The organism is Sorangium sp. So ce381 (genome assembly GCF_051473845.1).
Classification (GTDB): domain Bacteria; phylum Myxococcota_A; class Polyangia; order Polyangiales; family Polyangiaceae; genus Sorangium; species Sorangium atrum.
The window spans coordinates 11,330,926-11,345,839 of record NZ_CP150336.1 but is presented as its reverse complement, the minus strand read 5'-3'; the positions used below and the strand labels follow the sequence as shown (position 1 = coordinate 11,345,839).

Below are 14,914 nucleotides of genomic sequence, written 5' to 3'. Positions count from 1 at the left end.
GCAAAAGCCTACGTCGAGGACAACATCCGTGTCGAGTTCATGCGTACCACCTCAGATGCCCTGCGGAACGGTTTCCTGCATCAGCTCGCGCCATTCGTCGTGGGTGAGCTCTGGATAAATGTAGTCGCCCTCGAAATTTGTATGGTGCAGGAGCAACCGGGCGACATCGACGATGGCCCGCGCGACGTCGCCGCCCTGCGCAACGCCCGCCAGGGCGTCGGTCGCTTCACGCACGGCGGCGTGCTGCTTCAGCGCCACCTGGACCTCCTCGGCGAGCCCGCGCGCCTGGAAATGCGGGAATATGGCGGTCTCTTCGTAGCGCATGTGTCGCTCCATCGGCCCACGCAGGAACGCGAGCAGGCTCGCGCGCTCGGCGCTCGCCTCGTCCGCGGAGCGCTGCGCCAGCTCGATCAGCTTCTTCGCCGTGTCGCGAGCGAGCTCCTCCTCCTGGAAGAGCTCGCTCACCATCCGGTCCAGTTCCATGAGGTGCGGGCCGTCGTAGTCCAGATCCCGTGGAGGGTCGAGCGGGGCGCGGCGCGATCCCGCGGCGGAGCGGGTCGGCTCCGTCGCGCGCGTCAGTCATGCGCGCGGGCGCGGACGATCGCGGCGAGCCGGCCGACGACGCCGCTCGCGACCATGGCGAGCACCTGCTTCTCCAGCGCCTGTCGCTCGCTCGGCCTGCCGCCGAACGAGATGCGCGAGCGGGCGGTAGCTCCGCCGACGACGCGGCCGACGACGGTGCAGCTCACGCGGTGGACGTCGCCCCGCGTGGCCGAGGTGAACTCGACGACACGCGCGCTCAGCACGACCGATTTCGCCTTGCCGAAGTCCGCCTTCTTCGCGGCGCTGGAGAGCAGCCCGCGCAGCGCCCGCGCCCGCTGGGCCTGGCCCTCGCCCGCGGGTACGTCGACGCTCTTCCATTCGACCTTGGTGTCGCGGGCGAAGGTCGATGCTGGCGAGGCCGTGAGCGTGGTCAGGGCCATCACCGTCGAGAGCAGCCATCGTGACGCGCGGCGCATGCGCGCAGGGTAGGGGGCCGCGGGCTCGCCGGCCAAGTTCGCGCACGGCGCGCGGGCGCGGCGCGCGCGATCGCCGCGCTCGCGCCGCGATCGGGCCCGCGCTATGCCGTGGCCTGGAAGCGAGGTTCGATGGAGCGCAGCTCGCCGGGGGGAGATCGACGGGATCGACGAGGACGAGATCGACGCGCGCGCGCCCGCGCGCTCCGCGGGGGCGGGTGGCTCGCCGCGCTGCTCGCGATCGCCGCCGCGCCTGCAGCGGGCAACGCCCAGTCGCCGCGTCCGGGGGGCGCGAAGGCGGGCGCGAGCGCGCCTGCAGCCGGCAGCGCGCCGGCGCCGCGAGCGGGGGGCACGAAGGCAGGCGCTGGCGCGCCTGCAGCCGGCAGCGCGCCGGCGCCGCGAGCAGGGGGCGCGAAGGCAGGCGCCGGCGCGCCCGCGGCGGGCGGCGCGCCGGTGTCCGAGAAGCGCGCGCCCATCGTGCTGGCGCTGCGGTGGACCGCCGCGACGCCCGACGAGATGCTCGGCGCGGCGCTGGCCCGCGCGCGGCGGGGCGGCGACGACGCGTTCGCCGGGCTCGTGATCGCGGCGGCGCTCGCGGACCGCGCCGCGCAGGGCCGCGCACGGGAAGGACTCGCGCAGATCGGGGCGTCCTCGTCGCCGCTCGCCGACGAGGCGCGCTGGCTCGCCGCCTCGCTCGCCCCGGAGCCGCCGGCGGCGACGTGGCCCGGCGCGCGCGCCGTCTCGTACGACGCGCCCCCGGACCCGTCCGGGCTCGTCAAGGCGTTCGCGGTCCTCGGCCCCTTCCAGGACAACTCGGGCGGCGGGCTCGCGCGCCGCGAGGGGCCCGAGGCGGCAGGCCAGCGCTTCTCGGACATGAGCGCCCGCTACGCCTGGGGGGTGTACGACGTCGCGTGGCGCAGGGTGCTGCCCGCCGCGTCGACCGCGCGCGGCGTGCCGCTCGATCTTTACATCCATCCGCGCACCGAGGCCTGCACGTACCTCGCCTCGCGCGTGACCGTCCCGGCCGCGCTCGATCGCAAGCCGATCCTCGCCCACGTCGCCGCGACCGGCGCCGTGCGGCTCGCGTGGGACGGCGCCGACGTCGCCGCGAGCGAGGCGGCGCACGAGCGCCTCGTGCTCGACCGCATCGCCGCGCGCATCGAGGCGCCCGCCGGCGATCACCTGCTCGCCCTCAAGGTGTGCACCGGGGCCATCGCCGACGAGGGGCGCGTCCGCGTGCGCTTCACCGACGAGGACCGCCGGCCTGTGGCGCTCGCGACCTCGTCGGACCTCACGCCGCTCGAGCTGCCGCCGGCCCCGCCCCCTGGCGCGCGCGCCGCGACCGCCGTCGCGACGGCGCTCGACAGGGCGCTCGACGCGGGCGCGTCGCAGTCGCTCGAGCAGACCCTCACGGCCGTCGTGGCGCGCACGCTCGGGGGCGCCGACGACCAGCGGTCGCCCCGCGCGCCCGGGCTGCTCGACCGTGTTACGCGGTCGCCCGGGATCTCCGCCGACGCGCTCGCCCTGGCGGGGTGGGTGTCCCCGTTCGGCGCGAACCGCAGCGGCTGGCTCGAGGCCGCGCGCGCCCGGGGCCTCCCGGAGAAGGACCGGACCACCGCGGCGTTCGCGCAGCGCCGGCTGGTCGCCGCCCACCTCGCCTCGGAGCGGGTCGACTGGGCGGCGGCCGCGCTGCGCGAGGAGCCGCTGCGCTCGGCGCGCGATCCCGAGGCGCGCGTCCTCAGGGCGCTCGTCAAGAAGAAGCTTGCGACGGCGGGGCTCACGCGGGCCGGGCTCGAGGAGCTGCTCGCGGTCGAGCGCGAGCAGAAGGACCGGACGCCGGTCGTCGTCTGGCAGGAGATCGCGGCCGCGGCCCGGCTCGACCCGGCGCTCGAGCTGCGGGCCGCGCGCAGGCTCGCCGAGATCGCGCCCGAGTCGCGGGGCGCGTCCTACGTGCTCGCGTTCGAGCCCGACGGCGGCGCCGCGCTGGAGGTGGCGGCCGCGGGGGCGCTCGCCCAGCAGACGTCGGCCGAGGACGTCATCCGCATCGGCCGCGCGCTCCACGACGCGGGCCGCGTCGCGTGGGCGCGCGAGGTGCTGTCGTACGCGACGCACGTCGCGCCGAACCAGCCCGCCGCGTTCCAGGCGCTCGCCGCGGTGCGAGAGGATGGCGCGGGCGGCGCGGGCGCGCGGCCGACGGCCGCCGCGTCGCGCGTGGCCACGGCGGCGCTCGCGCGGGCGCGCGACCTCACGCCTGGCGATCCGTTCCTCAAGGCCGAGCTCGCGCTCCGCCTCGGCGAGGGCTCGGCCGGCGCGCCGGGCCGGCAGCGCATGCGCGACGAGCAGCACATCGTCGCGCCCGACGTCTTCCTCGCGCGCGCGCGGCAGACCCCGGCGAAGAAGGGGGAGGTGGCCGACCGGCAGCTCCACTGGGTGCGCGTCGTGACGTACCACCCGGACAAGCGCGTCTCGCAGCTCATGCACTACGCGCGCGAGATCGTCATCGAGCCGCGCACCGATCAGGATCTCTACGAGCGCGACATCCCCGCCGAGGGGGAGGACACGGAGCTCCTGTTCGCGCGGGTCCACCGCAAGGACGGCACGGTGGCGCAGCCGGACGAGCAGGGCGCGGGAGGGCAGAAGCCGTTCGTGCGCTGGCCCGAGCTCAAGGCGGGGGACGTGGTGGAGGTCGCGGTGCGCTCGTGGACCCGGGGCCCCGTCGGCCGCCGGGGCGACGCGCCGTTCTACTTCATCGACTACGTCGGCTCGACCGACACGCGGCCGATCCTCTACAACGAGGTCGTCGTCGACTCGCCGGCGAGCGATCCCCTGGCGATCGACGTATTGAACGGCAAGGCCGAGCGGGTGCTCAGGTCCGAGAAGGACGGCCGCCAGGTGACGCGGTACATCTGGGACGACCCGCCCGAGGTGCCCGAGGAGCCGCTCGCCCCGCACCTCGCGGAGGTGCTGCCGGTCGTCGTGGGCTCGACGTTCCACGGATGGCACGACTTCCGGGAGTGGTACCGGGGCGCGGTCGCCGGCTTCATGGAGCCCGACGATCAGGTCCGCCGGCTCGCCGCGGAGCTCACCAAGGGCAAGGCCACGCGCGAGGACAAGCTGCGGGCGCTCTTCGACTTCGTGTCGGACGACATCCGGTACGTGAACTTCGTGTCGGGCGAGTGGTGGCTGCCGAACCGCCCGCAGGAGCTCCTGGCGCGGCGCCAGGGCGACTGCGACGACAAGGCGATGCTGCTCATCACGCTCCTCAAGTCGATCGGCATCGAGGCGACGGAGGTGCTGGTGCAGACGCGCTACACGGGCCAGCCCTCGCTGCTCCGGAGCGAAGTGGCGGCGATCCCGGTGTTCGATCACGGCATCGCGTACCTCCCGGGCGCGGGCGGCGCGCCGGGCCTGTGGCTCGACGCGACGAGCCCGCAGAGCCGCCTGGGTCCGCTGCCGGCGATGGACGCGCGCACGCTGGCGCTGTTCGTCGACGAGGGGCCGCCGAAGATCGTGGAGACGCCGGCGAGCTCGCCGGCCGATCACGGCGTCGACGCCGAGTGGACGATCGCGCTGCTCCCCTCCGGCGCGGGCGAGCTCGCGGCGAAGGAGCGGCACATCGGCGACGCGGCGTTCGAGCTCCGTTCGAACCTGGCGGAGGCCGACGCGCGCGCGCAGTGGGTCGAGCAGTACCTCGCGTACGGCTGGTTCCCGACGGTCGACGTGAAGCCCAAGGTGGCGTTCCAGGCCGATCTCCCGCACGGGGCGGCGACGCTCGAGTACGAGGCGCGCTCCGAGGGGCTCGCCCGCCGCGAGGGCGCGGAGCTCTCCGTGCCGCTCTCGGGCGCGTCCACGATGACGTCGCAGCTCGCGCCGCTCGTGAAGCGCACGCTGCCGGTGGTCCTGCCGCCGAGCTTCGCGCCGCGGCACCACAGCCGGACGATCACGATCACCGCCCCGCCAGGGTACGTGTTCGCCGAGCTCCCGCCGGGCGGCGACGAGAACGGCGGCGCGTTCGGGCGGGCGACGATCTCCTTCGCGAAGGCGCCCGGCAAGAACGCGGTGGTGGTGAAGGAGCGCGTGATCCTCGATCAGTCGACCATCCCGGTGGCGCAGTACGCCGCCTGGCGCGGCTGGCTGCAGCGGGTCGACGGGCTCCTGCACCGGATGGTGCGGCTCTCGCCTGTCGCGCCCGCGACCAAGCAGGCGCGCAGCGCGCTGGACCCCGAGGCGGGCGGCGGCGCCGGTGCGGCGCCGCCGGCGCGCGGCGCCATCCACTGACGAGCGGCTCCGCCCTCGCGCGGGCGGCGCGCCTGGCGCTTGCTCGTCCGCTCGCGGCGACGATCCCGGGCGCCGCGTCCACCCGCTGGCCACGCGCGCCATCGCGGTTGGTACCGTTCTGGCTAGCCGGGCCCTGGTGTACGCACGCACAACCCCGAACGCGCTGCCCAGGGGAGGGACTCGCCATGTCGCTCGAAGAGTACCGACGCCCGCGAATGATCGTTCTTAGCCCGCGCTCGACCGCTTATGACGCCGTGAGGGCGATGATGGACAACCACGTCGGCGCGGTCCTGGTCCACGACGGCCAGCGCCTCGCCGGCATCGTGACCGACCGCGATATCGCGCTGGAGGTCGTGGCAGGCGACCTCGACGCGCGCAGCACGATGCTGCGCGACATCATGTCGGACGAAATCGCGACGCTCGAGCTCGACGCGTCGATCGACGACGCCGTGCGCACCATGCGCGATCATGCGTGTCGGCGCGTGCCGGTGACCGAGCAAGGGCGGCCCGTCGGCCTGGTGACCCTCGACGATCTGCTCGCCGATGGGGTCATCGACGCGGAGGCCGCCGGCTCCGTCGTGAAGGCGCAGCTCGAGGTGGCCGCCCGGTTCAAGCCGGAAGGCGCGCTGCACCCCGAGGGGACCGCGCGCCCGGAGCGCTCGCACGGCCGCGTGCGCGCCCTCACCCGGCGCAAGGCGCGCGCCGACAGCGCGTATGGCCGGCTGATCCACGCCGTCGAGCGCCACAGCGGCCTCCAGCAGCGCGACCGCGCGGAGCTCGCGCTGCAGATCGTCCTCGGCTGCCTCTGCCGCAGGGTGACGCCCCAGGAGGCGCGGCACCTCGTCGCGCAGCTCCCCTCGAAGCTCCACCCGTCGCTCGATCCGTTCCTCGACGGGCCCGACAAGCGCATCACGACCGCGACCATCGAGGCCGACGTCGCGCGCGAGCTGCGCATGGACCGCGAGGCCGCCGGCTTCGTGCTGCAGGCGATCTGCGAGGCCGTCGCGGACAGCGTGTCCGCGGGGGAGATCGAGGGGTTCCGCGGTCAGCTCCCGCTCGACATGAAGGACCTGTTCCCGCCGACCCCGCTGCGCCGGGCCGTCTAGCTAAGCTTGCGGCCAGACCACGCCGCGGGCGCGCAGATCGGCGACGGTGTCCGCGAGGGTCTCGAGCGGGTCGCGCGGCGTCCAGCCGAGCTCTCGCCGGGCCTTCGTCGCGTCGAGGTACCAGAAGTGCTGGCCCATCTCGGCCGACACCGGATCGACCGGCAGATCGAACGGCAGCCGCTTCCGCGCCTGCTCGATGAGGTGCGCGCCCGCCTTCGCGAGCGCGATGCTCCGCGGCAGCCGCAGGGCGGGGGCCGGGACGCCCGAGATGCGCGCGAGGCGGCTGAAGAAGACCTCCAGGCTCATGTTGGCGGCGCCGAGCAGGTAGCGCTCGCCCGGGCGGCCCTTGTCCATCGCCAGCGCCATGCCCTGGGCCGCGTCGCGGGCGTCGACGAAGGAGAGGCCGCCCGCGGGGGTGAAGGGGAGCCGGCGCTCCAGGAAGCTCACGATGTCCCCGGTCGAGGCGCCGTGGACGTCGCCCGGGCCGAGCAGGATGCTCGGGTTGACCGCGAGGACCTCGAAGCCGGGCCCGCTGCGATCGAACGCCGCGCGCTCGGCGTACAGCTTCGAGCGGTAGTAGGGCCAGCCGGCGATGAGGTCGATCGGCGTCGCCGCCGTCTCGTCGCGGACGTCGCTCGGGTCCTTGCTGACCGCGACGACGCCGCTCGTGCTCGCGATCACCGCGCGCTTCACCCCCGCGTCGCGGCAGGCGTCGAGGGTGATCTTGGTCCCCTCGACGTGCGTCCGGTAGAGCGCCTCGGCGTCCTCGCGGCGCCGCGAGACGCGCCCGGCGCAGTGGAAGACCCCGTCGCAGCCCTCGGCGGCGCCGCGCACCGACCCTGCGTCGAGGATGTCTCCGCGGCGAAGCTCCACGCCTTGCTCGGCGAGCGCGGGCGCCTCCGCCCGGCAGAGCGCCACCACGTCATGGCCACCCCCACGGAGCGCCGTGACGAGGTGCGATCCCAGGAAACCGGTCGCCCCGGTGACGAGATAGCGGCTCATGCGAGATCGAAAACCTTCTGGAAGGTCTGGAGGAGGGAGATGTCGTTCGATTTCACGAGGCCCGTCATGAACTCCATCGGGCTCGGTGTGTAGGCCTCGCGGACGATCTTGGTGAATATCTCGGGCGTCGTCTTGAGGACACAGTCCGCTTGCTGGCTTGGCTTACCGATCCGCGCCTCGCAGCTGGCCGGGTCGATCCGCAGCGTCCACTTCGCCTCGTCCTCGTTGCCGAGCGTCACGTAGTAGGTGATCGGCTGGGTGACCCGCCCGGCGACGTATTTCGACTCGAGCTCGCGGAACAGGACCGTGAGCGGGTGCTCCTTGGTGGTGGTAGCGGCCTGATCGATGCTCTCGACCCGGCTCAGATCGAGGGCGCCGCCCTCCTTGAGCTTGATGACGGCGAGCTGCGTGAGCTCCGCGACCTTGCGGCAGGCCACCGCGTACTTCATCCCGGCGGTGAGCCGCCGGAGGTCGCCGATCGTGAGCGGCGGCCCGATGCGCGCGACGAGGTCGCGGCGGATCGGGACGCTGCGCCCCTTGGGGAGCGCCTCGAAGGTGCCGCCCAGGTAGAGGGGCAGGATGTCGACGTTGTGCGTGAGCGCGAGGTGCCCGATCGCCGGCTTGAACTCGAGGATGCCGCCGTCGGGGCTGCGCGTGCCCTCCGGGAAGAGGAGCACCGTCCGCCCGCGGTCCAGGATCTCGCCGGTCTGGCGCAGCGCCGTGCGGAGGCCGCCCTTGCGGTCGAAGGGCGCCAGGTTCGTGAGGTTCTCGAAGTAGGCGCGCCGCCAGCGGTTGCCCTCGAAGAAGTAGTCCTGGGCGGCCAGCGAGACGAGGCCGTCCCCGTAGCTGCCCAGCGCGAACTTCACGAGGCCCATGTCGAGGTGGCTCGCGTGGTTCGAGACGACGATCGTGTTGCGGTTGTGCGGGATGAACGCGCGCCCGTAGACCTTCGGGCGCATGACGTTCCCGTAGAAGCCGGACTGGACCTTGTTCATCCAGTGCTTGGCGAAGTCGGCCACCGGGCGAGGGATGTGGATCGGCTCCTCGCCCTGGCCCTGCGCCTTCGGCTCTGCGATCGCCGCGCCGGCGTCCTGCGCGACGGCCGCCGCGCCCGCGCCGGCCTCGGCGGCGAGGCGCGTGACGATCGCCTTCACCTCGGAGCGCTTCACCTGACCGGACGCGGTGCGGGGCAGGTCGGCGTCGTGGAGGTGGAGGGCCATGGGGTGGCACGGCTTGGGCAGCGCCTGGATCGCCGTCCGGAGCGCGTCGAGCGCGCGCTCGTGCTGCGTGGCCAGCGCGAGCGCCTCGTCGCCGTCGCCGTCCTTCGCGCCGGGCGCCGTGGGGACGGCGAGGCAGGCGACCTGCTCGCCGCCTCGGCCGTTGTCGATCCCGACGATGGCGAGCTCCTTGACGTGCTCGACCTTGCCGAGCATTCGCTCGATGTCGGCCGGGTACAGGTTCTCGCCCTTCGCCGCGCTGATCACCTCGCTCTGCCGGCCGACGAGGACGAGCCGCCCTTGCTTGTCGAGCTTGCCGAGATCGCCGGTGCGGAGCCACCCGTCCGCGTCGAGGGCCGCCTGGGTCGCGCCCGGGTCGTCGGCGTAGCCCTTCATGACGTTGGCGCCGCGCGCGAGCACCTCGCCGACGCCGTTCGCGTCCGGGTTCGCGATCTTGATCTGCACCCCGGGGATCGGCTTGCCGACGTTCCCCGGGTTCGCCGCCGGCGAGGGCCTGGCGACGGTCAGGAGCGGCGCCGCCTCGGTCAGGCCGTAGCCCTCGGCGAGCGGCAGGCCGAGCCCCTTGAACACGGCGGCCGTGTCCCTGGGCAGCGCCGCGCCGCCCGAGATGAGGAAGCGGACGTTGCCGCCGAGCGCGTCGTGGACGCTGCCGAAGAAGAGGCGCCCCGCGTTCAGCCCGAAGCGCTTGCCGAGCATGCGGTTCAGCTCCATGGCCCAGCTGAACGCGGTGGCCGCGGCGGGCCCCTGCTCCTTCACCCTGGCGACGATCTGGCGCTCCAGCATCTGCCAGAGCGCCGGCACGCCGACCATCGCCGTGACGCGCGCCCTCTTCAGCCCGTCGCTCACCCGATCGGCAGAGACGTCGTCGAGGTAGATGATCCGCGCGCCCTGCGACAGCGGCAGGAGCAGGCCGCAGGTCACCTCGAAGGTCTGGTGCAGCGGCAGCACGCTGAGCACGCGGTCGCTCGCCTTGAGCGGGAACAGCGGCGCCAGCGAGGCCAGCAGGGCCGTGAAGTTGCCGTGCGTGAGCAGCACGCCCTTCGGCTCCCCGGTCGTGCCGCTCGTGTAGACGACGCTCGCGACGTCCTGGCTGCCCACGCGCACGTCCGGGGGCGCGAGCCCGTCGCCGGACGCCGGGCCCAGGTCGGGCACCTGGCCCTCGGCGAACCCGCCCATGTCGAAGGCGACCAGGTTCGGCAGCGCCGCGCGCACGTCGGCGCCGAGCTTCTCCGCCACGCCGCTGTCCCAGAGGACGACCTTCGCCGTCGACGAGCGGAGGACGTCCGCGAACGCCTTCGCGTCGAGCGCGGGATCGATCGGGACGGCGACGGCGCCTGCGCGGAGGATGCCGAAGTAGGCGACGGGCCACGCCGGCTGGTTCGCGCCGGAGAGCGCCACGCGATCGCCGCGGCGGACGCCGAGCGCGGCGAGGCGCGCGGCCGTCATGCAGGCCGCGTCGCGGAGCTCGCGGTAGCTCGTGCGCGAGAGCCCGTCCTGCTCGAACCGCTGCACCGACAGCGCGTGATCGAAGCGCTCGGCGACCTCGTCGAGCAGGTCGACCAGGCTGTCGTAGGGCCGGAGCGGCTTGATCTCCCGGCGGAGCATCTCCTCCATGAGCGGGAAGGCCCACTTCTCCAGGCCGGGGAGGTGCACGTTCCAGATGTAGTCGCGCCAGTCGATCTTCTCGGGCGCCCAGACGAAGCGCGCCCGCTCCTCGGGGGGCATGCGGGCCATCGCCGCGCGCGTGTTGGCGCAGGAGTAGACCCAGTCGCCCTCCGCGACGAACGGCATGAAGACCTCGAGGAGCGTGGCCGTCTTCTGCTCGGTCCTTGCGGCGTTCTCGAGCGCGGCCGCCGCCGGCTTGAGGAGGGCCGCGGCGGGGCCGACGCTCGCCGTCTTGAGCAGGCCGCCCAGGCCGCGGAGCGCGCCCTCGATGGCCCGCGCGCCGTGCGCGCCGTACTGCTGCCGGGTCAGCCCGCGCGGCTCGAAGCGGGACGACACGACGTCGAAGAGCGAGGTCTTCTTCCCCTCGAACACCTGCCGCCGCTTGTAGAGCCCGGCGAGCTCCAGGTAGCGCGTCACGCGGCAGCCGTTCGTGTCGGTCGATCCGTACTGGTACACCGCGGGCGCGCGGCCCTCGATGAGCTCGCAGAGCGAGGCGATCATGCCGCTCGCGGTCATGTCGACCGGGATCAGGTCGAGCCGCACGTCGTGGTCGCCCGGGAACTGCACCTGCCCCTTCGAGGCGAGGTAGAGGTACGGCGCCGAGGTGTTGATCCCCTCGTTCCAGCCGCAGAACGGGAACTCGACCGCGGTCTCGACGACGGCGGGGCGGACGATGGTGAAGGGCAGCCCGGAGCTCGCGAGGACCTGCTCGCCGATGCTCTTCGTGTAGGTGTAGATGTTGGTCCACCCCCAGAAGAGCGCGCGCTCCTTGCCGGCCTCGATGAGCCGGTCCTTGATGAACTTGCGCTTCACCCTGGCGAGCTCGTTCTCGAGCGCGCTGCCCCGGCACGGCTCGCTGCGCGCGGCCAGGTTGGCCTTGGCCTCGTCGAGGAAGGCGCTCTGCCGGAAGGCGTCCTCGCACCGCTGGCGCGCCTGCTGCACGAGGTCGAGGCACTCGCTGATCTCGCGCTGCGGATCCCAGTGCGACCGATCGAGGGTCCGCTTCGGGCAGGCGGCGCCGAACCACGTCTCGCCCGCGGCGCGGGGGAAGGGGATCTCGGCCGGGTGGTTCTCCTCGATGAGCCCGGAGCGGTAGCCCGCGACGAAGCAGGTGCTCGTGTGCATCACCTTGGCCCCGAGGGTCCGCGCGAGCTCGACGAGGTTGCTGATGCCGAACGCGTTGACCTCGAGCGCCTCGTCGAGCGGCGGGTTGAAATCGACGACGCCGGCCACGTTCACGACCGCGGCGATCGTGCCCGTGAGCTCCCCAACGCGGTCGCCCAGCCCGAGCAGCGGCAGGCCGACGTTGCCGTTCATGGGGGTGATCTTCTGCCGCAGGTACTCCTCGAAGGCGGGCCCGGGGTACTGCTCGCGGATCGGGTCGAAGACCGGCGAGGTCACGATCTGCGACCAGAAGCGCTCCTCCGGCGACTGGCTCTCCTTGGCCCGGACGAGCAGGTAGATGTGGCCGATCTCCGGGAACCTCGCGAGCAGCATGGCCAGCCAGACCTTGCCGAGGAAGCCGGTCCCTCCGACCACCACGAGCCGCTTGCCCGAGAGCACGTGCGACGGCATCAGCGGCGGGGCCGCCGCGGTTTCCTCGCCCTTGGCCCCACCCGGCGACCCCGGCACTGCCTCTCCGGCGCCGGCCCCGTTCGTAACACCCATATGGCTCATCGAGACTCCAGGAAGGCCGCTCAATTCGCGCCTGGGCAGGAACGCGTCAAGGGTGAGGTGCCGCGAACCGGGGTTCGCGCCCTCCCGGCATGCGGTTTGCTCGATTTGCTCGCAGAATCGGGCTCATCGCCGGGGACGGACGAGGCGGTCCGGGCGTTGCCCTCCTGCGTGAGAGCGCGTGGGGACGCGCGGCTGCGCGCGGAGGGCGGGGGCCGTGGCAGATCCGGTCGGCTCGGGGCAATGCCTTGCCGGAGGCGGGGAAGCGCCCCAAGCAGTGCGGCCCATGATCTTCGGCGCGCACGAGTCCGTGGCTGGCGGCCTTCACCGCGCGATCGCGCTGGCGGGGGAGGACCGCTGCGAGGCGGTGCAGATCTTCACCAAGGTCTCGGGCCAGTGGCGGGAGCCGGCGCTGAGCGCGGAGCAGATCGCCGCGTTTCGCGCCGCGCGCGCGGCCTGGGCCGGCGCGGGCCGGACGCTCGCCCACGCGAGCTACCTCATCAACCTGTGCGCCGACGACGCCGCGATCCTCGAGCGCTCGCGGGAAGCGCTGTTCCAGGAGCTCGCGCGGTGCGACGCGCTCGGGATCGACTTCGTGGTGTTCCATCCGGGCGCGCCCCGCAGCCTCGGCGAGGAGGTCGGCCTCGACCGCATCGGCGAGAGCCTGTCGATCGTGCTCTCTCGCGCGAAGGGGCTCCGCGCGCAGCTGTGCATCGAGAACACGGCCGGGCAGGGGTCGACCCTCGGCGCTCGCGTCGATCAGATCGCCGCGATGATCGAGCGCGCCGGGCCCGAGGGGTCGCGGCTCGGGGTCTGCGTCGACACGCAGCACGCCTTCGCGGCGGGGCACGACCTCCGGAGCGAGGCCGGCTACGAGCGGTTCTGGAGCGACTTCGGCCGGCTGCTCGGGCTGGAGCGGCTGAGGTGCATGCACATGAACGACTCGAAGGCGGGGCTCGGCCAGCGGCTCGATCGGCACGAGCGCATCGGCGACGGGGAGATGGGGCTCGCGCCGTTCTGGCGCCTCGCGAACGACGCGCGGCTCGCGCGCGTGCCGGCGGTGATCGAGCTGCCGCCGCTCTCGAAGGAGCGGCGCGGCTACATGGAGGAGATCGCGCGGCTGCGCGCCCTCGAGGGCGCGGCGGAGCCGGTCACCCTGCCCGGTGCGGCACCCGGACCCCCTTCTCGTCCGCCACGCGGATCGCCGTCTCGTAGCCCGCGTCGGCGTGCCGGATGATCCCCATCCCCGGATCGATGGTGAGCACCCGCTCGAGCCTCTGCCGCGCGGCCTCGGTGCCGTCGGCGACGATCACCATGCCGGCGTGCAGCGAGTTGCCGATCCCGACGCCGCCGCCGTGGTGGAAGCTCACCCACGACGCGCCGCCCGCCGTGTTCGCGAGCGCGTTGAGGATCGCCCAGTCGGCGATCGCGTCCGAGCCGTCCTTCATCGCCTCCGTCTCCCGGAACGGCGACGCGACCGATCCGCAGTCGAGGTGGTCGCGCCCGATCACGATCGGCGCCTTCACCCGGCCGGCGCGGACGAGCTCGTTGAAGGCGAGCCCGACCTTCGCGCGATCGCCGTAGCCGAGCCAGCAGATCCGTGACGGGAGCCCCTGGAACGCGATCTTCTGCTGTGCGAGCTCGATCCAGCGGCGGAGATCGGCGTCGCCCGGGACCGCCTCGAGCACCGCGCGGTCGGTGGCGAGGATGTCCTCGGGATCGCCCGAGAGCGCGACCCACCGGAACGGGCCCTTGCCCTGGCAGAACAGCTCGCGCACGTACGCCGGCACGAAGCCGGGGATCGCGAACGCGTCCTCCTCGCCCGCCTCCATCGCGCAGGTGCGGATGTTGTTGCCGTAGTCGAAGACCTCGGCCCCGCGCCGCTGCATCGCGAGCATCGCCTCGACCTCCCTCCGCATCCCCGCCTTCGCGCGCGCGACGTACTCCCCGGGATCGCGGGCGCGGAGCTCCGCCGCCTGCTCGAGCGTGAGCCCCGGCGGGACGTAGCCGACGAGCGGATCGTGCGCCGCGGTCTGCTCGGTGACGAGGTCGGGCGTGACGCCGCGGCGCACGAGCTCCGGGTAGACGTCGGCGGCGTTGCCGCAGAGGGCGATCGAGCGCGGCGCCCCGCGCTGGACGCTCTCGAGGACGGCGTCGAGGGCGCGGTCGAGATCGTCGATGCGCTCGTCGACGTAGCGGGTGCGGAGCCGCTTCTCGATGCGCGCCGGGTCGATCTCGACGCCGAGGCAGGCCATGCCCGCCATGGTCGCGGCGAGCGGCTGCGCGCCGCCCATGCCGCCGAGCCCCGCGGTGAGCACCCAGCGCCCGCCGCCCGGGGCGCGCGCCGCGTGCGCCTTCCGCGCGGCGACGAACGTCTCGTAGGTGCCCTGCACGATGCCCTGCGAGCCGATGTAGATCCACGAGCCCGCGGTCATCTGCCCGTACATGGTCAGGCCGAGCGCCTCGAGCCGGCGGAACTCGTCCCACGTCGCCCACCGGCCGACGAGGTTCGAGTTCGCGAGGAGCACGCGGGGCGCGTCCGGGTGCGTGCGGAAGCGGCCCACCGCCTTGCCCGACTGCACGAGGAGCGTCTCGTCGTCCGCGAGCTCCCGGAGCTCGCGCACGATCACGTCGAACGCCTCCCACGATCGCGCCGCCTTCCCGGTGCCGCCGTAGACCACGAGATCGTCGGGGCGCTCTGCGACCTCCGGATCGAGGTTGTTGTGGAGCATCCGGAGCGCGGCCTCCTGGATCCACCCCTTGCAGCTCCGCTCGCTCCCGCGCGGCGCGCGCACCACCCGGGCCCCCTGCTCTCCGGTCGTCATGCTGTCGTGTACTCCACCCGGTCCGGATCGACCAGAAGGCGAGGCGTCCGCCGCGCCGCGCGGCGAGGCGAGGCGCACGCCGCCGCGCGACGCGAGCCTGCTCGGTCCTC

General features: G+C 73.6%; 8 protein-coding genes. 3 read left to right on the top strand and 5 right to left on the bottom strand.

Annotated features, from left to right (window positions below; translation table 11 throughout):
- Window positions 1–51: 51 nt before the first annotated feature.
- Together WMF29_RS42595 and WMF29_RS42590 are read right to left on the bottom strand one after the other, a co-directional pair.
- The gene (locus tag WMF29_RS42595) at window positions 52–483 is read right to left on the bottom strand and encodes a hemerythrin domain-containing protein (RefSeq protein ID WP_437325772.1); all 432 of its coding nucleotides are present in this window, start codon (window positions 481–483) and stop codon (window positions 52–54) included.
- Window positions 484–575: 92 nt separating this feature from the next.
- Window positions 576–1,019: a hypothetical protein gene (locus tag WMF29_RS42590; protein WP_437325771.1), complete on the bottom strand. Its 444-nt coding sequence runs from the start codon at window positions 1,017–1,019 to the stop codon at window positions 576–578.
- A 129-nt stretch (window positions 1,020–1,148) separates the two neighbouring features.
- Between WMF29_RS42590 and WMF29_RS42585 the strand changes: the two genes are divergently transcribed.
- Window positions 1,149–5,294 carry a transglutaminase domain-containing protein gene (locus WMF29_RS42585; protein WP_437325770.1) on the top strand — a complete coding sequence of 1,382 codons (4,146 nt, stop codon included), beginning with the start codon at window positions 1,149–1,151 and terminating at the stop codon, window positions 5,292–5,294.
- A gap of 185 nt (window positions 5,295–5,479) precedes the next feature.
- Window positions 5,480–6,400: a DUF2267 domain-containing protein gene (locus tag WMF29_RS42580; RefSeq protein WP_437325769.1), complete on the top strand. Its 921-nt coding sequence runs from the start codon at window positions 5,480–5,482 to the stop codon at window positions 6,398–6,400.
- Here the strand turns inward: WMF29_RS42580 and WMF29_RS42575 are convergent, their stop codons facing one another.
- The gene (locus WMF29_RS42575) at window positions 6,401–7,402 is read right to left on the bottom strand and encodes an NAD-dependent epimerase/dehydratase family protein (RefSeq protein ID WP_437325768.1); all 1,002 of its coding nucleotides are present in this window, start codon (window positions 7,400–7,402) and stop codon (window positions 6,401–6,403) included.
- Window positions 7,399–11,973 carry an AMP-binding protein gene (locus tag WMF29_RS42570; RefSeq protein WP_437325767.1) on the bottom strand — a complete coding sequence of 1,525 codons (4,575 nt, stop codon included), beginning with the start codon at window positions 11,971–11,973 and terminating at the stop codon, window positions 7,399–7,401. Before WMF29_RS42570 ends, WMF29_RS42575 begins: the two co-directional genes overlap by 4 nt.
- A gap of 292 nt (window positions 11,974–12,265) precedes the next feature.
- On the opposite strand from WMF29_RS42570, the gene WMF29_RS42565 reads away from it, so the two are divergent.
- Entirely contained in the window at window positions 12,266–13,216 is a 951-nt protein-coding gene (locus WMF29_RS42565; protein ID WP_437325766.1) for a deoxyribonuclease IV, read from the top strand.
- Here the strand turns inward: WMF29_RS42565 and hutU are convergent.
- A complete protein-coding gene (gene hutU / locus WMF29_RS42560) occupies window positions 13,131–14,804 on the bottom strand; it encodes a urocanate hydratase (RefSeq protein ID WP_437325765.1) in 1,674 nt (557 codons plus the stop codon). The genes WMF29_RS42565 and hutU overlap by 86 nt on opposite strands.
- Window positions 14,805–14,914 lie beyond the last annotated feature (110 nt).

Bases quoted from the DNA above. Each gene is read 5' to 3' on its own strand.
- WMF29_RS42590 (WP_437325771.1), bottom strand. From the start codon at position 1,019: ATGCGCCGCGCGTCACGATGGCTGCTCTCGACGGTGATGGCCCTGACC.
- WMF29_RS42580 (WP_437325769.1), top strand. From the start codon at position 5,480: ATGTCGCTCGAAGAGTACCGACGCCCGCGAATGATCGTTCTTAGCCCG.
- WMF29_RS42570 (WP_437325767.1), bottom strand. From the start codon at position 11,973: ATGGGTGTTACGAACGGGGCCGGCGCCGGAGAGGCAGTGCCGGGGTCG.
- WMF29_RS42595 (WP_437325772.1), bottom strand. From the start codon at position 483: ATGGAACTGGACCGGATGGTGAGCGAGCTCTTCCAGGAGGAGGAGCTC.
- WMF29_RS42575 (WP_437325768.1), bottom strand. From the start codon at position 7,402: ATGAGCCGCTATCTCGTCACCGGGGCGACCGGTTTCCTGGGATCGCAC.
- hutU (WP_437325765.1), bottom strand. From the start codon at position 14,804: ATGACGACCGGAGAGCAGGGGGCCCGGGTGGTGCGCGCGCCGCGCGGG.
- WMF29_RS42565 (WP_437325766.1), top strand. From the start codon at position 12,266: ATGATCTTCGGCGCGCACGAGTCCGTGGCTGGCGGCCTTCACCGCGCG.
- WMF29_RS42585 (WP_437325770.1), top strand. From the start codon at position 1,149: ATGGAGCGCAGCTCGCCGGGGGGAGATCGACGGGATCGACGAGGACGA.